This is a genomic window from Streptomyces sp. NPDC007157, from assembly GCF_040634235.1.
Classification (GTDB): Bacteria; Actinomycetota; Actinomycetes; order Streptomycetales; family Streptomycetaceae; genus Streptomyces.
Genome location: NZ_JBEYFE010000007.1, coordinates 41068 through 61595, shown reverse-complemented (window position 1 = coordinate 61595; position 20528 = coordinate 41068). Strand labels below are relative to the sequence as shown.

Sequence of the window (20528 nt, the reverse complement as noted above, 5' to 3'; positions counted from 1 at the left end):
TCCGCGTCCGACAGCGTCCCGCTACCTTGTCGTGGCGGTAACTGCGATCGTCCGGCGCCATGTCCGGATCAGAGGCATGTCCGCGCCGAAGACGGTGTACCGGAGCGCCGTCACGCTGTGATACTGCTCCGATGATCAACATTCCCACAGCTGCGCTGGATTCGTTGCAGGGACTTGCCTTCGGCGACGCCTTCGGTGACCGCTGGTTCGGCATCCTGCGCCGGGACGGTTCGGCGGCCCTGGAGGCGCGGACACTGCCCCCGGAGCCGCTGTGGCAGTGGAGTGACGACACCGTCCAGGCGCTTGTGCTCGCCCGCGAACTCGCCGAGGGGGGCGGCACCGTGGACCAGGACCGCCTCGCCCTGGGCCTCGCGACGGCCTACGCCGAGGACACCCACCGCGGCTACGGAGCCTCGATGCATGAAGTGCTCCGTCGGATCGGTGCGGGCGAGCCCTGGCGGGAGGTGGTCGCCGGACAGTTCGGCGGCCAGGGCTCCTGGGGCAACGGCGCGGCCATGCGCGCCGCCCCACTCGGCGCCTGGCACGCCGTCGACCTCGACGTCGTCGCCGAGCAGGCCGCCTGCCAGGGCGCGGTCTCGCACCACCACCCGGAGGCGATCACCGCGGCAGTGGCGGTCGCCCTCGCCGCAGCGCTGGCAACACGCAGCCGGGGCGGGCCTGCCCCGGCACGCCCGGACTTCCTTCAGTCAGTCGCCGAACGACTCCCGGACAGCGACGTCCGGTCGGGGGTGCGGATCGCGGCCCGGATGCCGGAGCACACTTCGGTTCGGCACGCCGCGGAGGTCCTGGGCTCCGGCTACAGGATGTCCGGGCCTGACACCGTCCCCTACGCCCTGTGGTGCGCGGCGGGGCACCTCGACGACCTGCACGAGGGCCTGTGGCTCACGGTCGCCGGGCGCGGTGACATCGACACCACCTGTGCCATCGCGGGCGGGGTGATCGCCGCCCGCACGGGCGTCGCCGCCCTCCCCGCTGCCTGGCACGCAGCTCGTGAACCGCTGCCACCGGTCGAGTCGGAGCAAGAACCTCTACCGGGATGAGTCCGGGCGTCTCCCGCAGATCAGTGCGCGGCCGAGGGTGATTGCGCCGCGCAAGGGCTGACGCGGCCCTCGCCGGTCTGGACGCGCATGGTGGCCCGGCCCTCCGGCTCGTCGTTTCTCATGATGCGTCCGAGCACGCACGCTGGAGGGAAACGAAGGCCGCGCCGGCGGAGTCCGCAGGGAACAGCCGCGAGACTGTGGCCCGGTTCGGCGTTGTGATGACGTAGTGCCGCGCCAGGTAGGAGAGATCTCCCCAGGTTTCCCGGACATGGGCGCGCATCAGGACCTGGCCGCATCTCGCGCAGACGATCCAGGGGACGAGGACGACACCGGCCAGGTCCTGTTCGGCCCCAGCTATTTGCTCGGGGACAATGCTTCCGTCGCCTTCGACCAGTTTCAGGGGGCCCGCTTCGCCTTCATCACGGCACTGCAGGATGCGGGATGTGAGGGCCTCCCGCTCGCCCCAGGTCTCCGCGAGTACGGAGATCTGGGCCCGGACCGTGTCACTGATCGGCACCTGGTGGCCAAGGATGCCGGAGACAAGCATGCCAAGTCCCGCCTCCTGCTCTCCGATGTCCCAGCAGTCTTTGACTTCCTGAGCTTCGGCCTCCGGCAGCAAGGCGGCAAGCCGGTTCCAGATGACGGCGTCGTCGGTCATCTGGCAGACGCTACCGGCCGACGCTGACACCCAGACGTCAGAGGCAGAGGCAGAGGCAGAGGCAGAGGCAGAGGCAGATGAGCATGACCGTGATCGCAGTAAAGCCAAAAAGGTGGTCACGCTTCCGCTCGTAGTACTGCCGGAGCCGACGCCGCCCGCAGACACCTCATGATGCCAACTCGCAACGCACCGGCCGCGTTTCAGTCCAGGTAGAGAGCAGTCAGACGGGGCAGTCGGCGATCCATCTCGTCCGAGTCATCGAAGTCAAAGGCCCAGGCAGGGTCCAGCTGCGGGTAGCGGATGGTGAATGCGTCTGCAGGAAGCTGATCACCGGTCGCCGCGACGTGTGCGTCCCAGGCGATGCCCAGTACGTCTTCACCCTCCAGGTCGACGCCGTCGGCCGCGGAGGCTTGCACGACGGGCAGTTCGGCGAGGGCATCAGGATCAGCGACGGCGCGCTCGAAGACCTCACGCCCCTGAGCGATCAGCCAGCCCCTGAAGTAGTCGAAGCCGTCGTCTGAGCATCCGCCGTTGATGACGTAGGCAGCGGCCCACAGAGGGTTGGTGTAGGACTCAGCCATCAGGTCCCACAACACCTGCTGAGCGGCGACGATCTCCTCGACCGGCCGGGCGGCCAGCAGCGAGGTTGCCGCGCGAGCGACCGTTTCGCTTTCGTGTGGGTCGTTCGCCTGGTTGCGGGCTGCCGCGATGAGCTCCCAGAACTGCTGCTTGGTCATGGCGGCAGAGCATGCCACCTGGTACTGACAACGCAGCTGCCCTCGACGGTTGAGGTCACGCTGCCGTCCTCCCCGCCTCCTCGATCGGCGCCGCGAGTTCGCGGCCCGTCGCCACGATGAGGCGCTCGCGGTCCGCCCGTTCGCGCTGCTTGCGTTCCTGTACCGACACGATTCTTTGCTAGCGCCGCTAGACAAGCGAGCGCCAGCAGAGCTAGCGTTGACTCGTCATCTAGCAGCGCTAGGTCCTGAGAGGGTCATCATGCTCAACGCACTCGAGGTCTTCACCATCGTGGTCGTCGGCCTGATGGTGGGGGTGGAGTTCTCCGTCGCCTTCGTCATCAACCCGATCCTCAACGGGCTTCCCGGCGACAGTGGCCTGCGCGGCCGCGCCCACGGGGCCCGGATGCTCGGCGCCGTGATGCCGTTCTGGTACATCGGCTCGCTCGCCCTGAGCGCGGTCTGGGCCATCGCCGGATGGCACCACCACGGCGCCGGCCTCGTCGTCACCGCCGCTGGGTTGCTGATCTTGAGCGTGATCATGTCGCTCCTGCTGCTCGTCCCGATCAACAACCGGGGCAAGACGTGGACCCCCGAGAACCGGCCCGAGGACTGGAAGGAGCAGACGAACCGCTGGGACCGCTTCCACTACGTCCGCGTCGCCGTCATCATCGCCGCATTCGCCCTGCTGGTCGCCGCCCTCGTCTGAGCCCGCGGGCCGACACCACGCCGGTGGCGCACAACCCCCACTCCCCGGGGCGCAGCGGGCCGCCGAAACCCCTACATCCGGGAACGCAGTTGCCGCTGAGAGCCCACTACCGCGATCCCGACGAGCTATGCCCCTCGATGAACTGCGCGGCGCTTGGCCCTAGTTCGGGATCCTGTTCGTGTTGTACACCGGTGTACACCGGGATTCGTTCTCATCGTCGCGGCGCACGGCATCCCGGTCGCCGCGATCACCATCGGCGGCAACCGCCGGGAGATCCGCGACGACATCCACCACGCGTTCGTCACCCTCGGCCGCGCCGTCATTCGCCGGCGACGACTCCGCACCGCACTTTGTCGGCAGTAAGGCCAGGCGATGCACCCCAGGAGATGGCCTGCTCGATGTGCCAGCACGCACTCATGGCAGCGGGCCCGCGCAGCCTCACATCCGGGATCTCAGCACGTCGACCTCACAGCCCGCCGCGAACGGGTCGAAGCCGTGCTCGCCCAGCCAGCGAATCACCAGCAGGCTTCGCAACGACCACCACGCGCGGATCACGTCGAGGTCGACGTCGGCGCCATAGCCGGCGACGACGTCACCGAGGTGCTCCTCATGTCCGAGCGTGAGGGTGGCAAGGTCGTACAGGGCATCACCCGGGCCCGCCTCGGACCAGTCGATGATGCCAGTGATCTCGTCACCGTCGACGAACATGTGAGTGATCTGCAGGTCGCCGTGCGTGAACATCGGAGTCCACGGCCGGAGCGCGGCCTCGGCGACCTGGCGGTTGCGGGTGACCAGGTCGGCGGGCAGGACGCCGTTCGTCACGAGCCGCTCGCACTCGCCGTCGAGATCCGCCGCCAACTCGTCGACGCCCTTTCCCCGGCCGGGCCAGGGCGGCAACGGCGCGTCGTGCAACTTCCGGATGGCGGCACCCGCCGCGGCCCACGCCGCCGGGGACGCGGTCGACGGCTCGCCGAGGCAGCCGAGTGCCGTCCCCGGGACCGCGGCGATCGCGAGCACGGGCGGCTTGCGCCACAGGACCTCCGGGGTCGGGACCGGCGCGAGGGCCATCGCCTCGACCTCGGCGTCGATGCGTGCCTGATCGGCGTCCACCTTCAGGAACACATCGCCGACGCGCAGAGTCGCGCGCTCGGAATGGGCGACGACGACTTTGACCTCATCCATGAGCGACCAGTATCCCGGGGATGGGAGTCCTAAGCGATTTCCCGTAGGTCGGATCTGGTCGAGCTTGTGGCGGAGGGTGGCACTGTCGCATCTAGGGTGGGTCCGTGGCCTCTCAGTCCTCGCTCCGCATTGCGATAGCCCAGATGATGATCAGTCACGATGCCCGCCAGAACGGCCCGACGGTCCGGCGGCTCATGCGTGAAGCCGCCGGGGCGGGCGCCCGCCTGATCCAGTTTCCTGAAGGCTGCCTGTCGGGCTATGCGAAGGAGCAGATCCGCAGCTGGGACCAGATGGATTGGCCTGTGGTCGAGGACGAGCTCCGTCAGGTGGCCGCGCTCGCAGCCGAGTTGCGGCTGTGGGTGGTACTGGGCAGCGCCCACCGGCTCACCACGCCGCATCGCCCGCACAACAGCCTGTACGTGATCGCTGACGACGGACGGGTGGTGGACCGCTACGACAAGCGCTACTGCTCCCACACCGAGATCCTCGGCTACTACACCCCTGGGTTCACGCCGACCACCTTCTCCGTCGACGGCTTCACATTCGGCTGCGCCATATGCATCGAGATCAACTTCCCGAATCTGTTTGAGGAGTACGAACGCCTCGGGGTCGACTGTCTGCTGCTGTCGGCCTATCCGGTCGACTCGATCTTCGAGGTCAAGGCCCGGGCGCATGCCGCGATCAACAACTACTGGCTGGCGATGGCCACACCGGCGCAGACGACCGATCTGCTCAACTCCGAGCTGATCGGACCGGACGGGACCGTCCTGGTACGGGCTGACGCCGCGACCGAGTTGATCATTGGCGAGTTGGATCGCCACGCGCCTGAGTTCGACATCGCCCTCAACAAGGCCCGCCCCTGGCGAGCCGGCGCCCGGCAGGGCGACATCTACCGCACCCGCCGCGTCTCCGATCCGCGGAGTGCAGATCTGAACAGCTTCTGACAGCCGACACGTTGCGACCGGGGCCAGGACGGCTCGAAGCATCACTTGATCACGGGCGAGCACGGCACCCCGCTCACAGTCCTGCTGACTGGCGGCAACCGCGACGACGTCACCCAGCTCGTACCGCTCCTCTACGCGGTCCCGCCGGTCCGCGACCGTGTCGACCGACCGAGCCGCAGGCCCGACTCGCTGTTCACCGACCGCGGTTACGACCACGCCCTCTTCCGCGGCCAGGTCCGTACCCGCGGCATCGTGTCGGCCATCGCCCGCCGTGGCACCCGGCACGGCAGTGGGCCAGGTACTCACCGGTGGGTGGCCGAGCGCACTTTCGCCTGGCTTCTTCGCATACTGAGGGGCATGGCCCTCTATGACACGCTCGGCGAGACGTACGGCCGGACCCGGCAGCCAGATCCGCGAATCGCCGCGCAGATTCACGCCGCGCTCGACAACGCCGCGGATGTGATCAACGTAGGAGCGGGCACCGGATCCTACGAGCCACCACAGACGGCACTCGCCGTCGAGCCCAGCCGGATCATGGTCGCCCAGCGCCCACCCCGGTCCGCGCCCGCCGTGCATGCCCTCGCCGAGCATCTTCCGCTGTGTGACAACGCCGCCGACGCCGTCATGGCGCTGCTGACCGTCCAACACTGGAGTGACCTTGCGGCCGGCATTGCCGAACTCCGACGGGTCGCGCGCCGCCGTATCGTCATCCTGACCTGGGACCAGCAGATCTTCCGCGAGCAGTTCTGGCTCGTGCGCGAGTACCTCCCACAGGCCGCCGCCTTCGACGACAGCCGCGCCGTCCCGATCGACCGGCTGGTCACTCTGCTCGGCGGGGCACATCAGGAGCCCGTCCATGTCCCGCACGACTGCACGGACGGGTTCGGCGCAGCATACTGGCGCCGCCCCCACGCCTACCTCGACCCACAGGTGCGTGCCGGAATCTCCATGCTCGCCCAGACCGGAGAAGACGTCCTCGCTCCCGGCCTGGCAACGCTCGCCGATGACCTCGCGACTGGCCGTTGGCACCACCGTCACGCCGACGTGGTCGCACTCGACACCATCGACGTCGGCTATCGGCTACTGGTGTCGGACACCTGACCTGTGCCAGGAGGCCGGAAACGTCACCACCGGCGGGCCACCTCATTGTGTTAGCCGGTCGGCTGACGAATACCGTCGATGGTCAACGAGGCGACGACGACGGCCATTGACCGCGGGACAGGTCGTGATCGAGCAGCCGATCGCTGACATCGCCGTCGTAGAAGAGGTCCGGGCCGAACTCGTCACCGAAGTGCTTCGCCAGCAAGGACGAGAACAGCAGGGCGGCTGACTGCGGCCGGTGGTTCATGACGAGCTGACTGGTCTCGCCCGCCTCGTTGAAATATACGACGACGAAGTTGTAGATCTCGATTCCGCCCGGGCGGTAGATCTCGGTACCACGGATGGTGGAGCGGTAGTCTTCCAGGAAGAGCTCGCCGCGTTTGCCGAAGAAGCGGAAGTCCTGGAAGGCGTAGTTGCTTCGCGCGAAGCCCAGCAGCTTCCCTACCTTTTCCTTGCCGAGAACCTCACCGTTGGCAAAGTTGCCCTGGAGGATGACGTCGTCGGCGAGATTGTCGAGCCACTCCGGGTAGTAGTCCAGGTGGGGCGCCTGGTTCTCAGACCCGCCAGTGGGCTTGCTCGGTGTGGTCATGGCAGTTGTCTCCTCGTTCCTAGATTGTTTCGGGATGTTTCCGAGTTCGGGATGTCTGGATGTCCCTTGGCATTCACCAGTACGGCGCCACTGTTCCCTGATAACGGAACACGTCTCCTCGGTATCCAGGCAGAAATGAATGGGAATCCGTTCAGTTCCAGCCGACGCCCGAGGGGTCGGCATTCGCCGACAGGTCAGAACAACATTTCACACTCTGCACCATCGAATTTCGCACTCTTCACCAGCGAAGCATTCACCCGGATTGCGGGAGAATTACCGGAGCATTGATCGCGGCCTCCCGTGATGAGCCGGCTCCTGCTTCGAGCAGCTCCTCCGATAAAAAGGATCGTTGACCGCAACGGTCGCTGTCCAACGAAAGTCGGTGACTGAACTGATCTCGCCGAGAGATGGATCGGGGGCCCTGGAGGACACTGGGAGGGTGGAACTGCGCCAACTCGAACACTTCGTCACCGTCGCCGAGGAAGCGAACTTCACCCGTGCCGCCGCACGGCTGCACGTCGTCCAGTCCGCGGTCTCCGCCACGATCAAGAACCTCGAGCGGGAACTGGGCACGCCGCTGCTGGAACGTACTACCAAGCGCGTCCAGCTCACTGATGCCGGTGCCGCCCTGCTCCCGCGCGCCCTTGCCGCCCTCGACGCCGCCCGGGAGGCCGTCGACGCGGTGGCCGAGGTCCGCGGAGGGCTGCGCGGCACCCTGCGGCTGGGCACGATGACCACGGTCGGGCTGATCGACTTTCCCGCGCTCCTCGGTGAGTTCCATCGGCGTCATCCCGGCGTGCTCCTGCAGACCAGCGCCGCCGCCTCCGGCTCCCAGGGCCTGGTCGACGCCCTCCTCGAACGGCGGCTCGACCTCGCCTTCGTCTCCCTGCCCGGACCGCCCCCGACAGGCGTCACACTGACCGACCTCGCCACCTCGGTGCTCGACCTCGTCGTGCCGGCCGGTCATCCGCTCGCGAATCGCCGTACCGTGCCGATCGCCGAACTGGCGGGCCTGGACTTCGTCGACTTCCCCGTGAGTTACGGCATCCGGACCGTCGCCGATCAGGCCTTCGCCACTGCCTCCGTGACCCGTCGCGTGGCCCTCGAGATCACCGACCTCCCCACCGGCGTGGCCTACGTCCGCAACGGTCTGGGCGTGGCGCTACTGCCACGGCCCGCCCTCGCCGAGGCCGTGGACGTCGCCACGTTGACCGTCGACGACGTCAACCTGGACTGGCCGTTCTCCCTGGCCGCTCCCTCCGAGCGCACGTCCAGCGCCGCAGCACGCGCCCTGATCGCGATAGCCCACGAATTCCTCATCTGGCGGGGCTGACCATCACCTCGGAGCTTTCAGAGAGCGGGCAGGGCGAGGCGATCCCGCCAGTACGAAGCCCCGCGCAGAGCGCCAGGCTGGGGACGACGCCCTGGTCACGGGGATCCGCGAGGTCCGCGCGCACAAGGGAACGTACGGAGTGCATCGCGGACATGCGGAGCTGCGCGGATTCGCGCGTACGGTCAACCGGGCGTCGGCAGGTGGCGGAAGTCGTCGTCGGCCCGCCTGTCCAACGCGTAGGCGGCCCGTTGCGCTGCGCCGGTCGTTGCGGCGCTCCGGCACTCGTGAGGTCCTGATCGGCTGCAACCGGAGACCTGGCGGGGGTGGCTGGGCCGGGAGAACCCGGCCCGGTGGTCAGCGCAGGCCCGCTTCCTCGCCCGGTCCGCCGGACTCGGACCGCTGCGGTCTCGGACCGGGCACGACCCGCCGCTCGGGGTCGGCGCCGCCGGGGCAGCCCGGCCCCGCCGTCAGCACCAGCACCTCGTCCTCGGCGTGCCACACACGCCGTTCGGACTTGCCCGGAGACAGCCGGACGGCTCCGTACCGGCGGTCCGCCCGCGGAATGTGCGCGTGATAGCCGATCGCGCACTCGCCGCGTTCCAGTGCCGCCGCGACCACCGTGGCGAACGCGGCCTCGCAACCCGGCAGTACGTAGTGGTCGGCCGTGCGCAGGGCGAGCGCTCCGCCGCGTACCGTGAAGATCTCCTCGAACACGGCGGCGAGTTCGGGGTCGTGCGCGATCTGGGCCATGACCAGGGCGGTGAGTTCCCCCCGGACGACGACGTCTGAGGCGTGACCGAGCGGGGCGACCGTGCCACTGCGGCGGTCGTGCATCTCCGCCACCACCGGCAGCACCCGGCCCGTCCGCTCCTCCCACGACCGCAGGGTCAGCAGCGCCAGCAGGGTCGGGGCGTCGGAGCCCTCGGGAGCGGTCCCGTGGTCGGTGCCGAGGGCGATCACGCTGTCGTATGCGGACAGTTCGAGGCCGTGCAGGGCTTCGGGAGCGGCCAGGTCGCGGGTGTGGTGCGTGACGGCGAGCGCCGGAGCGGCGGCGTCGGGGCCGGGGGTTCCCTGCCGCGCGAGGACGAGTTCGAGCTCGGTACCCGGGTCCGTGACGACGTCGAGCGACGAGCCCGGACGGGCGGTTCGACACAGGGCGTCCACGATCATCGGTGCGCGGCGGTTCCAGCCCAACAGCAGGAGCCGGGAGGGTGGTTCGGGCACGGGCCCGGGCGGTGCGACGGCCATCGTGTCGACCGCTGCCCAGCGGTCCAGGAGCGGGGCGGGCCGGTCGTCGTGGGCGACGGTGACGAGCCGGTCGCCCGGTTCCACGACGGTTCGGGGCGCCGGGGTGAGCAGGGGCCGGCCGTCCCGCCGCAGCAGTCCGACGGCGCAGGAGGTGTCGAGGCGGAGGGCGACCTCCTCGAAGGACAGTCCGACCGCCTCCGGCACGTCGGTCACATGGAACTCGGCCCCGGAGAAGTCGAGGAGGTCACGCAGGACCGACGGCATCCCCGGGCGCCGCGCGGACTGGACGAGCAGTCGTGCGGCGGTCCGGTCGGTTTCGAGGACCGTGCCACGGGGCCCGGCGGCCAGCCGCGCGGCGGACAGATAGCGGCCGTCGTGCACCGCCGCCACCACCCTCGGCCCGGACCCGTCGGCCAGCAGGGTGCGCAGCGCCAGCAGGGTCCGTACGGTCCTCAGATCGCCGTCGGCGTCCTCGGCGGGCAGCACCACCACCGCCCTGGCCGCGGCCGGTGTGACCAGTGCCAGGTCATCGGGGTCGGTGAGCGTGCCGCTGCGGCAGACCAGCCGGACGCCCTCGGTGACGCCCAGGGCGGACGTGAGCGCCGTCGCCGTCTGGGCCGGGTCCCGGTCGGCGAGCACGGTGATCACCTGCCGTCCGCCGCCGGCCCGTCCGGCGATCAGTTCGCGGATCACGGTGACGATCTGATCGTTCCAGCCGACGACCACGTCATGGTCGCGCTCCAGCACCCGGGAGCGGCCGCGCCGCAACTCGGTGAGCTGTTCGCCGAGGCCCGTGGTGACGACTCCGACGACGGTGGACACGCACAACAGAGCGATCAGGCCGAGCAGGACGGACAGCAGCATCCGCGCCGGCGCGCCCGTCACCGCGCCGAGCCGCAGGGTCTCCGCGCTGGTGCGCCACACCTGGGCGAGGCGGCCGGAGAAGGAGTGCGGCGCGTCGGGATCGGTCCACACCAGCAGGGTGCTGACCGGGACGACGACGGCCAGGCAGCAGACGGCGAGCCAGCCGAGCAGGGTCCCCGTGCTGCGGGCGAGTGTCCTGTCGAACAGGTAACGCGCCCGGTACCGTAACGGAGTCCGCTCCTGCCCTCGGTCCACATCAGCCTCCTGATCTCCACGCACGCCTCCGGGAGTCGAAGCGTGCCGGGCCAGGACACCGCGACATGCCGTCCGACCGGGACTTTCACACTTTCGGGCAGCGTCGGGCGGCTCAAACCCGGGCGGGGCGGCCGGGATTCCGAGGGGCACGCTCAGCACGGTGCCCACCAGGATGGTGGCGAGCAGGATCCAGAACGCCGCGTCGCTGAAGGCGTCCTCAGGCGCGGTGCGGGCGAGATCGAGCGCGTCGCCGGCCACCGAGGCGTACACCGCAGCGCGAAGGCCACGCCGAACACACGGTGGGCCCGGGTGCCACTCGCCGAGGGCCGGGGCACGGCGTAGGGCCACAGCTCGGTGACGGCGATCGGGGCGTAGGCCAGGCACACGACCGAGACGGCGTCCGCCCCGGTCAACGCTCCGTCGTGCGTTCGTCCCTGGCGCGCACCCACTCCCAGCAGCCGACCGTCATGCGCTCGTACCGGATGCCGAAATCCAGCGTCTCCCGCTGTCCGGCGGTCAGCAACTCCCCCACTCTCCAGGCCAGTTGCTCGTGATCGCCCAACGTCTCCACGTGCGCGCTGAGTTGAGTGAGCGCGAGCGCGTCGGGCCGGCCGCCGAACCAGATGCGCGTGCGGCAATGACCAGAACGGCGCGACGGTCCGGGCCGCCTCCACCTTCACGTCGTAGCCATGTGGTGACCGTGCCCCCGCGCATCCGCCCGCGCGCCCCCGCACGGACGGCGTCCGATCCATGAGCGGGTCGACGATGCGTACTTGTCCCACCGTCGATTCCCGCTACCGTGGGGGCGCCAGGTCAGCAGGTCCCGCCTCTCCCCCACCGCAGGAGGCTCCGTGCCCATCCGTCCTCGCCGGCTCGCCGTCCCCGCTCTGCTCACGGCGGCCGCTCTCGCCGTGGCGGCTCCGACCGCTCAGGCCAGCGGCACCAAGATGACCCAGTCGGCCGCGGCCGCGAAGCTCTCCGCCGCGGGCATCACCTGGAGCTCCAGCGGCAATTGCACCACTCGCTCCAACTCGACGTGTACGTCGTTCGACCAGATCAACTCCGGCACGGTCGACGCCATGATCACGCTGAAGCGGGCCAGCGGCTGTGCCGTCAACATCACCGGTGGCACGGAGGTCGGCCACGCCTCCGGCACCTACAGCCACTACAACGGCTACAAGGTCGATCTGGCGCACAACTCCTGCCTGGACGGCTATGTGCACAACAGCTTCACCTACATCGGCTACCGCGGTGACGGCTATCCGCAGTGGCAGGCCGCATCCGGCAACCTCTACTGCGACGAGGGCAACCACTGGGACGTCACGGTCTACTGAGTCCCACGGCGGGGCTCACGCGCGAGACGGCGTGGAGCCGGCGGGTCAGCCGTCGATGGCGCTCGGCGGCGCAGCCCTCGGCCAGCGCACTTCAGCGGCTCCCTGGCTCGCGGACAACAAGGTGAGGTCCGCTGCGAAACTGACGTGTCCGCTGATTGAGCCAGGTGCCGCGAGCACCTGTCCCCGCTCAACCGTGTCGGCCGCCACCCCACGCAGCAACAAGCCCACGTTCATGCCTGCGCTCGCCTCGTCGACGTACCCACGGCAAGCCTCGATGTCCCTGACGGTGACGGTCGCCTCGCCACCGAAGCCGACGATCTCCACCTCGTCACCCTTGCGAACCCGTCCTCGCTCGATCCGGCCGGACAGCATGACCACCCTGCCCTGGTCCCGGCAGAGGACATCCTCGATATGCATCAGGAACGGCTTGCCCGGTGCATCCATCAGCACTCCCTCCCAACGACCAGCCACAATCGGACGCGCACCGTCGTGGGAGGTCAGCTCGGTGTGGGCCGCCAGGAGACTTCGGCGGCCTGAGCGGTGGGGTGGGTGGGGAAGACCTGTTCCAGGCCGACGATGCGGAAGACTCGGCTGACACGGTCGGGGACCGCGGCCAGCGCGATGGCGGCGTCGGCCGCCAGGGCGTGGTTGCGCGCGGCGATCAGCACGGTGATGCCGCTGGAGTCGCAGAACGTGATGCCCGAGAGGTCGAGGACGAGTTGCTGGCCCGGCCGCAGTGCGAGTCCGGGCAGGGCGGCACGGACTTCGGGTGCGGTGTGGTGGTCCAGGTCTCCGGCGAGTTCGAGCACCGCTCCGGCGGCGGTGGCGCGGGTGTGGAGGCTCAGATGAGGAGTCACTGCTGCTCTTCACTGGTGGGTCGGGGCACGTGGACGGCCAGGACGGCGACGTCATCGTCGATGCCGGTGCCGAAGGTGTCGAGCAGGTCGCGGACCGCGCCGATCGTGTCCGACGCGGTGGCAGGGGCCAGGTCGCGGCCGAAGTCGAGCAGGGCGTCGTCGCCGTAGCGGTCCTCCCCGCCGGTGGGGGTGTGTGCTTCGGTCAGGCCGTCGGTGTGCAGCAGCAGGGTGTCGCCGGGCGCGAGGTGGACGGTAGTGATGGCGATGTGGACGTCCGGCAGGACGCCGATGAGCTGCCCGCCGGGGGTGTCCAGGAAGTCGGCACTGCCGTCCGCGCGCATCAGCAGGGCCGGGGGATGTCCGCCGCTGGCCAGGGTGACACGGAACCCGCCCCGGTCGTGATCCGGGGTGAGCAGGCCGAAGACGACGGTGCAGAACCGGGGGTCGTCGCCGTTGTACTCGTGGTTCAGCACCGTGTTGAGGTTGATCAGGACGGCGGCCGGGTCGGGGTCGTAGACGGCGGCGGCGCGCAGGGTGTAGCGGGCCAGGGAGGTGACGGCCGCGGCAGCGGCGCCCTTGCCGCACACGTCGCCCAGGAACAGCCCCCAGGTACCGGTGGCCAGGGGGAACAGGTCGTAGAAGTCGCCGCCGACCTCGTCGGCAGAGGCGATGTGGTAGTAGGCGGACACGTCGAGGCCGGGTACGTTCGCCAGCGCCGGCGGCAGCAGGGTCTTCTGCAGGGTGGTGTTCAGGAGCTTGAGGCGGTCGCGTTCCTGGTCGGCCTCGTTGCGGGCGCGCAGCAGCTCGGTCTCGTACGCGCGGCGCTCGCGGGCGTCGAAGACGGTGGTGCGGATCAGCAGCGGCTGTCCGGCGCTGCCCGTCTTCACCATCGAGGTGACCATGACCGGCAGGCGGGAGCCGTCGGCGGCCTTCAGCTCCAGGGCGATGCCTCTGATCTCGCCCTGCATCTGCAGCAGAGGGGCGAAGTGGGTCTCGTGGTAGAGCCGGCCGCCGACGGTCAGCAGGTCGGAGAAATGCTTGGCGCCCACCAGGTCGTCGCGTTCGTAGCCGAGCCAGTCCAGCAGCGTGGCGTTGACCTTCGCGATCCGTCCGTCCAGCAGGGTGGACAGGTAGCCGCACGGCGCGTGCTCGTAGAGGTCTTCGGCGCTGTCCTCCAGCAGCGAGGAGAACTGCGCCTGTGGGTCCGCCGGTCCCCGGTCCTCGCCCGGTCTTCCGCATTCCTCCTGGTCCTGGTCGCCGGTCTCGCACATCATCCGGCGGCCCCCGCGAACGCGGCGATCGCCGCGGCGGTCTCCTCCGGCGCGGCGAGCTGCGGGCAGTGTCCTGTCGCGTTCAGTGTGACCAGCTTGCTTCCCTGGATCCGCGCGTGCACGAACGCGCCCACCTCCGGCGGGGCGATCGCATCACGGGAACACTGTGCAATGAGCGTGGGCACCCGCACCGCCGCGAGATCGGCGCGGTTGTCGGACAGGAACGTCACCCGCGCGAAGACCCGGGCGATCGCGGGGTCGGTACGGCAGAAGCTGTTGGTCAGCTCCTCACCCAGCTCCGGCCGCTCCGGGTTGCCCATGATCACCGGGGCCATGGCGCCCGACCATCCCAGGTAGTTCGCGTCCAGGGACTCCAGCAGCTCGTCGATGTCCTCGGCGCTGAACCCGCCCCGGTACCCGGTGTCCGGGTCGTCGATGAAGGAGGGCGAGGGGGCGAGCAGTACCAGTCCGGCAAACGCCTCGGGCTCCCTCGCGGCAGCCAGCACGCCCATCATCGCGCTCACCGAGTGCCCCACGAACGTGACGGGGCCCAGCGCCAGCTCCCGGCACAGTTCCAGCACGTCGTCGGCGTATCCGTCCAGCGACGCGTAGCGTTCCCGGCTCCACGCCGACAGCTGGGAGTTCCCCGAGCCCACATGATCGAAGAGGACCACGGTGAAGTCGCGCTCCAGCGCGGGCACCACCAGGCGCCACATGTTCTGGTCGCACCCGAACCCGTGCGCCAGCATCACCACCGGCCCACCAGCTCGCCCGGTGACCGTCACATGGTTCCTGCTCCGCACGTCCATACGACACATGCTCCCAGACCCTCGCCCCGGCCCTCCGCGCGATCATGCATCTGGCAAGCGAGCGGTTCCCGGAGCAAGAGTCGGCCTCACCTGTAGATCAACTCCTCCGCAGCCGAGCGGGTGAGCAGAACGAACCCGCGCGATATGTGTCGCGGGGATCCTCGGGCGCTGTTCCCTGTCCGGGGTGCCGCGACGCCAGAACGGACGGTCGAGGTCTGCGGACGGCCGCGTCTCCTCCAAGCCCATCCACCGCCCCGCCGTGCCGGGCCTTCTGCACGCCCCCGCGATCACGCCTGTGCGCTGCCCCTCCCTCCAGCCGCGGAAGGACACGGCCGGACAGACTCATACCGGTTGCACAACAGCTGGTCGGAGACACGAAAACAAGGAGTGCGCATGCGCCGACTTCCCACTGTTCTGGGCACCTTGACCGCATCCGCTTTGCTGCTGGTGGCGCTGCCGACGTCGTCCCAGGCCGCGACCGGGAGATTCGACTACAGCGGCACCGACGGGGTGCCCAGCGTGATCTTCAATCCGCCCAACGGCCCGTGCTTCGGCTTCAACAAGCCGGCTGTCAGCGTCGACAACCAGACGGACACCGGTGCCACCGTGTACACCGGCCTTGCTTGCAGTGGCACCGCCGAATACGTACCAGCACGCACCGGAGTGAGCTGGGGGGTCTTCAGGCCCAACAGTGTGCGATTCGGCTGAGAAGCCGATGCTGTGCCGTGCTGTTGATCCACGCGGGGCTGCACCGGCCCCTGCGGAAGATCCGCCACGAGGTTTCCGCAGTCCTCCGGCGTTGACGACCTCTCGTGGGCAGACGCCGGTGCGGGGAGGAATCGGCTGCTCGACGGGCGTTCAGGCGTAGGCGTCCTCGACGACGACTCGTCGCACCGTGCGCAGCGTCGACCGGAGACTGTCCAGATCGGTCGAGCCCAGGGCGAGGCGGATCGCCTGCGGTGTGTGGATCGAGGTGGTGAACGGCTCCGCCGTGGTGACCGAGATGTGCTGACGCGCGAGGGTGGCGGTCAGGCGATCGGCGCGTGCGTCGTCGGGCAGCGGCAGCCACGTGAAGTAGGACGAGGGGTGGCTGATGAGCGGCAGTCCCGCCAGCTCCTGTCCGGCGAGTGCTTGGCGTGCCTTGGCGTCCTCGCGTTTCCGCGCCTCCAAGTGGTCCACCGTCCCGTCGTCGAGCCAACGGCAGGCGATCGCGGTGGTGAGGGCCGGGGTGTTCCAGGTGGTCGCCCGAATCGCGCGTTCGAGCGACGGCACCGCGGACGGCGGTGCGACGACGAAGCCGACCCGGAGGCCGGTGGCGACACTCTTGGACAGTCCCGAGACGTAGACGGTGATGTCCGGCGCGGTCGCGGCCAGAGGCGGTGGAGGGTCCTCGACCAGGTAGGCGTAGGAGGCGTCTTCGATGATGAGGGGACCGTGCTGTCGAGCGATCTTGACCAGGCGGGTCCGGTCGGCTGCCGACATGACCCAGCCCAGCGGGTTGTGCAAGGTGGGCATGGTGTAGATCGCGCGTACGGGGCGGGTCGCGCACAGCTTCTCGAGGGCGTCGAGGTTCGGTCCGTCGGCGGTTGCGGGGATGGGTTCCAGGTCCAGATGGAAGGCATGCGCGAGCACCTTGAAACCCGGGTAGGTGAGCGCGTCGACCGCGACGACGTCGCCGGCGTTGAGCGCGGCCATGACGGTGATGGCCAGGCCGTGCTGAGCACCGTTGGCGATGAGGATCCGATCCGCGTCGATGGTGATTCCCCGACGCCTCAGGTGCCGTGCCATCGAGGCTCTGTCCTGCGGGCGCCCTCGATGTGGTTGGTAGCGCAGCAGCGAGTCGATATCACCGGAGGTGGCCACCTCCCGCAGGGCCTGCCGAAGGAGATCGGCCTGCCCGGGCAGCGACGGATAGTTGAAGTTCAGGTCGACCGCATCCGTCGCGACGACCTGCTGGTCGATGCCGTGGCCGGCGGGAACCGCGATCTCACGCACGAACGTGCCCCGGCCCTGTTCGCGGCTCACCAAGCCCATCGTCTCCAGCTCGGCGTACACCCGGGTCGCGGTCACCACGGCGATGCCCTCACGGGCGGCGAGCCCGCGGTGCGTCGGCAGCCGTACGCCGGCGGCGAGCCGCCCGCTCCGGATGTCGGACGCTAGCGCGTCGACCAGTGTCTTGTACCGCGAGGCTGCCATGTTTCGGATTGTACGCATGACAATTCTTTGACTGTCCTGTTCGCGGCTCCCTACCGTCAGGACCCACTCACCGGAAGGGACAACCGCCGTGCACATCGCCATCCTCACCTTCGAGGGCTACAACGAGCTCGACTCCCTGATCGCGCTCGGTGTCCTCAACCGCGTCAAGAGCGACGACTGGCGCGTCACCATCGCCACCCCCAGCCCCAAGGTGACGTCGATGAACGGGGTGGTCATCGAGCAGATGTCCACTCTTGAGGAGGCGTGCGCCGCTGACGCCGTCATCGTCGGCAGTGGCATCGCCACCCGCGAGGTCGTCGAGGACCCGGCGATCATGAACGTCCTGCGTGACCTGGACCCCTCGCGCCAGCTCGTCGCGGCGCAGTGCTCCGGCGCGCTCGTGCTGGCCAGGCTCGGCCTGCTCGACGACATCCCCGCCTGCACCGACCTGGTCACCAAGCCCTGGGTCGTCGCCGCCGGCGTCGAGGTACTCAACCAGCCCTTCTACGCCAGGGACAACATCGCCACCGCCGGCGGCTGCCTGGCCTCGCACTACCTCGCCGCCTGGATCATCGCCCGCCTCGCGGGCAAGGAGGCCGCCGACGGCGCGCTGCACTATGTCGCCCCGGTGGGCGAGAAGGAGGAATACATGGAACGCGCCTGGGGCAACATCAACCCCTACCTGCCTGCTCCCGCGCCGACGCTCGCCTGAACTCCGGTCGTAAGCGGTGACCGGCCGGAAAGCTCTCTCGGCAGCCTGGCCGGTCGTTCGCGGCCCGAACACCCACCGGCCCCTTGGACAGGGAGGTCCCGAAGCAATGGACGACGCGGGGAAAGACACTGGAAAAGACGCGGCGTACGGCGGTGCGCAACCGGCGCCGAGCGACCACCGACCGGGCATGAACCGCGAGGAGGTAACGGCTGCGATCGTCTCCAGCAGACTGGCCAAGGGGTTCACGTGGCAGCAGCTGGCTGACGCAATCGGCAGGCCGCTGGTGTGGACCACCGCGGCATTGCTCGGGCAACACCCACTCCCCCCGGACAGCGCACGTCGGGTCGCCGAGTTGCTCGAGCTGCCCGCGGAAGCCGTGCCGGTGCTCGCCGCCGTTCCGTATCGCGGCGGCCTTCCCACCGCGGTGCCGACCGATCCGACGATCTACCGCCTCTATGAAGCGCTGCAGGTCTATGGGCCGGCCTTGAAAGAGCTGATCCACGAGCAGTTCGGCGACGGGATCATGAGCGCGATCAACTTCAAGCTCGACATCGGGCGCGCGGTCCACAATGGGGCCGAGCATGTCGTGATCACCCTCGACGGGAAGTTTCTGCCCTACGACTGGCCCAGCGACTGAGGCCTTCCAGCGTGGCCACCCATCGGATGACAGGGCCACAGGGCCGTGGCAACGGTTGGAAGCGGCGGACGCCGCGATCAGCGCGCGGGGCGTCCAGGTCGTCGGCGTACGCCTCGCGCTCCTGTGCCGTCCAGGCGGACTCCCCCGCTGTCTCACGCCTCGGCGAGCGGGACCAGGTGTTGTCCGCGCGTGTGGAAGGACGCCGCAGAGGCCCGCGACATGCTTCATGTCCCCTTCGTGAACGGTGCGTTATCCACCACGGCGGCGAGATGCGGCTGACAGCGACGACGTAGACGACGCGGTGGCTAGTACGCGCGAGTGGTCACTGCTCCCGCGGTGACCGGATCGGTCCGCACCCGGACCCGATGAGGCCTGTCGCCACTGAGGCCCGACGGTCAGGCTTGGGGGTATGACACGAGCGCTGATCGTCATCGACGTCCAGGAATCCTTCCGTGCCCGCCCGCTGTGGGAGACCATCTCCAACCCGAAGATCGCCGACCAGGTGGACCGACTGGTCCGGCTCGCCCGCCAGGCCGGCGACCTGGTGGTGTGGGTACTGCATTCCGAGCCCGGCAGCGGCGATGTCTTCGACCCCGCCCTCGGCCATGTCCGGCTGATGGAGGAGCTGGAGCGCCGGGACACGGAACCACTGATCCACAAAACCTCGCACAACGCGTTCACCACCACCAACCTGCAACAACTCCTCACCGAGCGCGGCATCCACGAGCTCACTGTCTGCGGCATCCGAACCGAGCAGTGCGTGGAGACCACCACCCGCGTCGCGAGCGACTTCGGCTACCGGGTCACCTTCGTCATCGACGCCACCGCGACCAACCCCATCCCGCACCGTGACGCTCCCGCCGACCAGAGCGTCGCCGAACTGCTGTCGGACCCCCGCACCCTGAGCGCCGAGGAGATCATCAGGCGCACCGAGTACGCCCTTGCCGGACGCTTCGCCACCATCGCCACCGTCGGTCAACTGGAGGCTTCGGCCGGATCTCAGGCATGATGACCGGATCGTGAGCCACATCGCCTTCCTCCTGGTGCCCGGACTCCATCTGCTGGACCTGGCAGGTCCGGCACAGGTCTTTTCCACGGCCGCCGACTTCGGGCAGCCCTACACGCTCAGCTACATCGCCGAGCAGCCGCTGGTCACCAGCGCTCAGGGCCTGCCCTTGGCGGCCCGGCTCGACTGGCCCGACCTCGGCCCCGAGGACTTGATCGTGGTGCCCGGCTGGCGGGCGCCCACCCTGGCCGGCAGCCCTGCCATCGGCGCGGCCTCCCTGCGGTCTCTCCGGGACCACCATGCCAGGGGCGGCACCGTTGCCAGCGTCTGCGCCGGAGCCGAGGCGCTCGGCCGGGCCGGCCTGCTCGACGGCCGCCGGTGCACCACCCACCACGATGTGCAGGACGAGCTCGCACGCCGCTACCCCAGGACGACGGTCGTCCGCGATGTTCTGTACACCGCCGACGACCGGGTGGTCACATCGGCCGGCATCGCCAGTGGCATCGACCTGGCCCTGCACCTGATCGCCACCCGGCACGGCCCTGCCCTCGCCGCGCAGGTGGCCCGGGACATGGTCGTCTACGCGCGGCGCAACGGCCATGACCCGCAGGCCAGCGCCATGCTCAGGTACCGATCCCACCTCGACGACACCGTCCACCACGCCCAGGACCTGCTCGACGCCCGCTTCGACCAACCGCTGCCCCTGTCCGCCCTGGCCGCGACCGTGGGAGTGAGCGAACGTACCCTCACCCGCCTCTTCACCCGCGCCACCGGCGGCCTCACCCCGCTGCGCTATCAGCAGACCCTCCGTCTCGAACGGGCCGAGCACCTCATCACCCACGGCGCCACGGTCGATGCCGCCGCCCGCGCGGTCGGCTTCGAGGACCCCCGCATGCTGCGTCGCCTGCGAGCACGCGAGCACTGACCAGCGGCAGCGCACACCACAACGGAGAACAAACCGCTCCTGGCGGTGGGCCGGCCGAGCGTCGCCGGACCCGGCTCGGCGCGGCGTTCGATCGCGAAGCCGC

The 20528-nt window shown here is 69.3% G+C and carries 22 protein-coding genes and 2 pseudogenes; 12 read left to right on the top strand and 12 right to left on the bottom strand.

What is annotated here, in order from left to right; all coding sequences use genetic code 11:
- The first annotated feature begins 131 nt into the window (after positions 1–131).
- Complete coding sequence (locus tag ABZ642_RS14845) at positions 132–1061, top strand: ADP-ribosylglycohydrolase family protein (protein ID WP_360482686.1); 930 nt, start codon at positions 132–134, stop codon at positions 1059–1061.
- Between the two features lie 118 nt (positions 1062–1179).
- On the opposite strand, the gene ABZ642_RS14840 is transcribed toward ABZ642_RS14845, so the two are convergent.
- The 3 genes and pseudogenes from ABZ642_RS14840 to ABZ642_RS14830 form a co-directional block, all read right to left on the bottom strand.
- Complete coding sequence (locus ABZ642_RS14840) at positions 1180–1719, bottom strand: hypothetical protein (RefSeq protein ID WP_360482683.1); 540 nt, start codon at positions 1717–1719, stop codon at positions 1180–1182.
- A gap of 200 nt (positions 1720–1919) precedes the next feature.
- Entirely contained in the window at positions 1920–2456 is a 537-nt protein-coding gene (locus ABZ642_RS14835) for a DUF4240 domain-containing protein (RefSeq protein ID WP_360482680.1), read from the bottom strand.
- Positions 2457–2547: 91 nt separating this feature from the next.
- A pseudogene (locus tag ABZ642_RS14830) lies at positions 2548–2625 on the bottom strand (TetR family transcriptional regulator); the annotation flags it as partial.
- Between the two features lie 90 nt (positions 2626–2715).
- Here ABZ642_RS14830 and ABZ642_RS14825 point away from each other — a divergent pair.
- Positions 2716–3162, top strand: a complete 447-nt coding sequence (locus ABZ642_RS14825; RefSeq protein ID WP_360482677.1) for a DUF1772 domain-containing protein — start codon at positions 2716–2718, stop codon at positions 3160–3162.
- Between the two features lie 438 nt (positions 3163–3600).
- On the opposite strand, the gene ABZ642_RS14820 is transcribed toward ABZ642_RS14825, so the two are convergent.
- Positions 3601–4344, bottom strand: coding sequence for an aminoglycoside phosphotransferase family protein (locus tag ABZ642_RS14820; protein WP_360482674.1), 744 nt, complete (start codon positions 4342–4344; stop codon positions 3601–3603).
- Positions 4345–4448: 104 nt separating this feature from the next.
- Between ABZ642_RS14820 and ABZ642_RS14815 the strand changes: the two genes are divergently transcribed.
- The 3 genes and pseudogenes from ABZ642_RS14815 (at position 4449) to ABZ642_RS14805 (ending at position 6389) form a co-directional block, all read left to right on the top strand.
- Positions 4449–5288, top strand: a complete 840-nt coding sequence (locus ABZ642_RS14815) for a carbon-nitrogen hydrolase family protein (protein ID WP_360482671.1) — start codon at positions 4449–4451, stop codon at positions 5286–5288.
- A gap of 3 nt (positions 5289–5291) precedes the next feature.
- Positions 5292–5636, top strand: a pseudogene (locus ABZ642_RS14810) (transposase); the annotation flags it as partial.
- A gap of 9 nt (positions 5637–5645) precedes the next feature.
- On the top strand, positions 5646–6389 hold the full coding sequence (locus tag ABZ642_RS14805) for a methyltransferase domain-containing protein (protein WP_360483445.1): 744 nt from the start codon (positions 5646–5648) through the stop codon (positions 6387–6389).
- A gap of 82 nt (positions 6390–6471) precedes the next feature.
- Here the strand turns inward: ABZ642_RS14805 and ABZ642_RS14800 are convergent, their stop codons facing one another.
- Positions 6472–6978, bottom strand: coding sequence for a hypothetical protein (locus tag ABZ642_RS14800; protein ID WP_360482668.1), 507 nt, complete (start codon positions 6976–6978; stop codon positions 6472–6474).
- A gap of 439 nt (positions 6979–7417) precedes the next feature.
- Here ABZ642_RS14800 and ABZ642_RS14795 point away from each other — a divergent pair, with 439 nt between their 5' ends.
- A complete protein-coding gene (locus ABZ642_RS14795) occupies positions 7418–8311 on the top strand; it encodes a LysR family transcriptional regulator (RefSeq protein WP_360482665.1) in 894 nt (297 codons plus the stop codon).
- 354 nt (positions 8312–8665) lie between these two features.
- Here ABZ642_RS14795 and ABZ642_RS14790 read toward each other — a convergent pair whose 3' ends face one another.
- Positions 8666–10678, bottom strand: a complete 2013-nt coding sequence (locus ABZ642_RS14790; protein WP_360482662.1) for an NAD-binding lipoprotein — start codon at positions 10676–10678, stop codon at positions 8666–8668.
- 409 nt (positions 10679–11087) lie between these two features.
- The gene (locus ABZ642_RS14785) at positions 11088–11240 is read right to left on the bottom strand and encodes a hypothetical protein (RefSeq protein WP_360482659.1); all 153 of its coding nucleotides are present in this window, start codon (positions 11238–11240) and stop codon (positions 11088–11090) included.
- Positions 11241–11565: 325 nt separating this feature from the next.
- On the opposite strand from ABZ642_RS14785, the gene ABZ642_RS14780 reads away from it, so the two are divergent.
- Positions 11566–12012, top strand: coding sequence for a hypothetical protein (locus tag ABZ642_RS14780; protein ID WP_360483442.1), 447 nt, complete (start codon positions 11566–11568; stop codon positions 12010–12012).
- 45 nt (positions 12013–12057) lie between these two features.
- Here the strand turns inward: ABZ642_RS14780 and ABZ642_RS14775 are convergent, their stop codons facing one another.
- From ABZ642_RS14775 to ABZ642_RS14760, 4 genes are read right to left on the bottom strand one after another with little or no spacing between them, the layout of a single operon-like run.
- A complete protein-coding gene (locus ABZ642_RS14775; protein ID WP_360482656.1) occupies positions 12058–12456 on the bottom strand; it encodes an EF-Tu/IF-2/RF-3 family GTPase in 399 nt (132 codons plus the stop codon).
- Positions 12457–12509: 53 nt separating this feature from the next.
- Positions 12510–12869 (bottom strand): STAS domain-containing protein, encoded by a 360-nt coding sequence (locus ABZ642_RS14770; RefSeq protein WP_360482653.1) that lies wholly within the window; start codon positions 12867–12869, stop codon positions 12510–12512.
- Positions 12866–14140, bottom strand: a complete 1275-nt coding sequence (locus tag ABZ642_RS14765; protein WP_360483439.1) for a SpoIIE family protein phosphatase — start codon at positions 14138–14140, stop codon at positions 12866–12868. The genes ABZ642_RS14770 and ABZ642_RS14765 overlap by 4 nt, the downstream gene beginning before the upstream one ends.
- On the bottom strand, positions 14140–14949 hold the full coding sequence (locus ABZ642_RS14760) for an alpha/beta hydrolase (protein ID WP_360482651.1): 810 nt from the start codon (positions 14947–14949) through the stop codon (positions 14140–14142). Before ABZ642_RS14760 ends, ABZ642_RS14765 begins: the two co-directional genes overlap by 1 nt.
- Before the next feature lie 393 nt (positions 14950–15342).
- Between ABZ642_RS14760 and ABZ642_RS14755 the strand changes: the two genes are divergently transcribed.
- Positions 15343–15657, top strand: a complete 315-nt coding sequence (locus ABZ642_RS14755) for a hypothetical protein (RefSeq protein WP_360482648.1) — start codon at positions 15343–15345, stop codon at positions 15655–15657.
- A 150-nt stretch (positions 15658–15807) separates the two neighbouring features.
- Here the strand turns inward: ABZ642_RS14755 and ABZ642_RS14750 are convergent, their stop codons facing one another.
- Positions 15808–17145 (bottom strand): PLP-dependent aminotransferase family protein, encoded by a 1338-nt coding sequence (locus tag ABZ642_RS14750; RefSeq protein WP_360482645.1) that lies wholly within the window; start codon positions 17143–17145, stop codon positions 15808–15810.
- An 88-nt stretch (positions 17146–17233) separates the two neighbouring features.
- Between ABZ642_RS14750 and ABZ642_RS14745 the strand changes: the two genes are divergently transcribed.
- From ABZ642_RS14745 to ABZ642_RS14730, 4 genes are all read left to right on the top strand, one after another.
- Positions 17234–17857, top strand: a complete 624-nt coding sequence (locus ABZ642_RS14745; protein ID WP_360482642.1) for a DJ-1/PfpI family protein — start codon at positions 17234–17236, stop codon at positions 17855–17857.
- A 187-nt stretch (positions 17858–18044) separates the two neighbouring features.
- Positions 18045–18494, top strand: coding sequence for a cyanase (gene cynS, locus ABZ642_RS14740; RefSeq protein WP_360483436.1), 450 nt, complete (start codon positions 18045–18047; stop codon positions 18492–18494).
- A gap of 409 nt (positions 18495–18903) precedes the next feature.
- Positions 18904–19503 (top strand): isochorismatase family protein, encoded by a 600-nt coding sequence (locus tag ABZ642_RS14735; RefSeq protein WP_360482639.1) that lies wholly within the window; start codon positions 18904–18906, stop codon positions 19501–19503.
- Between the two features lie 10 nt (positions 19504–19513).
- A complete protein-coding gene (locus ABZ642_RS14730) occupies positions 19514–20425 on the top strand; it encodes a DJ-1/PfpI family protein (protein ID WP_360482636.1) in 912 nt (303 codons plus the stop codon).
- Positions 20426–20528 lie beyond the last annotated feature (103 nt).

What these genes read in the sequence shown, in the direction of transcription:
- ABZ642_RS14845 (WP_360482686.1), top strand. Translation starts at nt 132, where the DNA reads ATGATCAACATTCCCACAGCTGCGCTGGATTCGTTGCAGGGACTTGCC.
- ABZ642_RS14840 (WP_360482683.1), bottom strand. Translation starts at nt 1,719, where the DNA reads ATGACCGACGACGCCGTCATCTGGAACCGGCTTGCCGCCTTGCTGCCG.
- ABZ642_RS14835 (WP_360482680.1), bottom strand. Translation starts at nt 2,456, where the DNA reads ATGACCAAGCAGCAGTTCTGGGAGCTCATCGCGGCAGCCCGCAACCAG.
- ABZ642_RS14825 (WP_360482677.1), top strand. Translation starts at nt 2,716, where the DNA reads ATGCTCAACGCACTCGAGGTCTTCACCATCGTGGTCGTCGGCCTGATG.
- ABZ642_RS14820 (WP_360482674.1), bottom strand. Translation starts at nt 4,344, where the DNA reads ATGGATGAGGTCAAAGTCGTCGTCGCCCATTCCGAGCGCGCGACTCTG.
- ABZ642_RS14805 (WP_360483445.1), top strand. Translation starts at nt 5,646, where the DNA reads ATGGCCCTCTATGACACGCTCGGCGAGACGTACGGCCGGACCCGGCAG.
- ABZ642_RS14800 (WP_360482668.1), bottom strand. Translation starts at nt 6,978, where the DNA reads ATGACCACACCGAGCAAGCCCACTGGCGGGTCTGAGAACCAGGCGCCC.
- ABZ642_RS14775 (WP_360482656.1), bottom strand. Translation starts at nt 12,456, where the DNA reads ATGGATGCACCGGGCAAGCCGTTCCTGATGCATATCGAGGATGTCCTC.
- ABZ642_RS14765 (WP_360483439.1), bottom strand. Translation starts at nt 14,140, where the DNA reads ATGTGCGAGACCGGCGACCAGGACCAGGAGGAATGCGGAAGACCGGGC.
- ABZ642_RS14760 (WP_360482651.1), bottom strand. Translation starts at nt 14,949, where the DNA reads ATGGACGTGCGGAGCAGGAACCATGTGACGGTCACCGGGCGAGCTGGT.
- ABZ642_RS14755 (WP_360482648.1), top strand. Translation starts at nt 15,343, where the DNA reads ATGCGCCGACTTCCCACTGTTCTGGGCACCTTGACCGCATCCGCTTTG.
- ABZ642_RS14750 (WP_360482645.1), bottom strand. Translation starts at nt 17,145, where the DNA reads ATGGCAGCCTCGCGGTACAAGACACTGGTCGACGCGCTAGCGTCCGAC.
- cynS (WP_360483436.1), top strand. Translation starts at nt 18,045, where the DNA reads ATGAACCGCGAGGAGGTAACGGCTGCGATCGTCTCCAGCAGACTGGCC.
- ABZ642_RS14735 (WP_360482639.1), top strand. Translation starts at nt 18,904, where the DNA reads ATGACACGAGCGCTGATCGTCATCGACGTCCAGGAATCCTTCCGTGCC.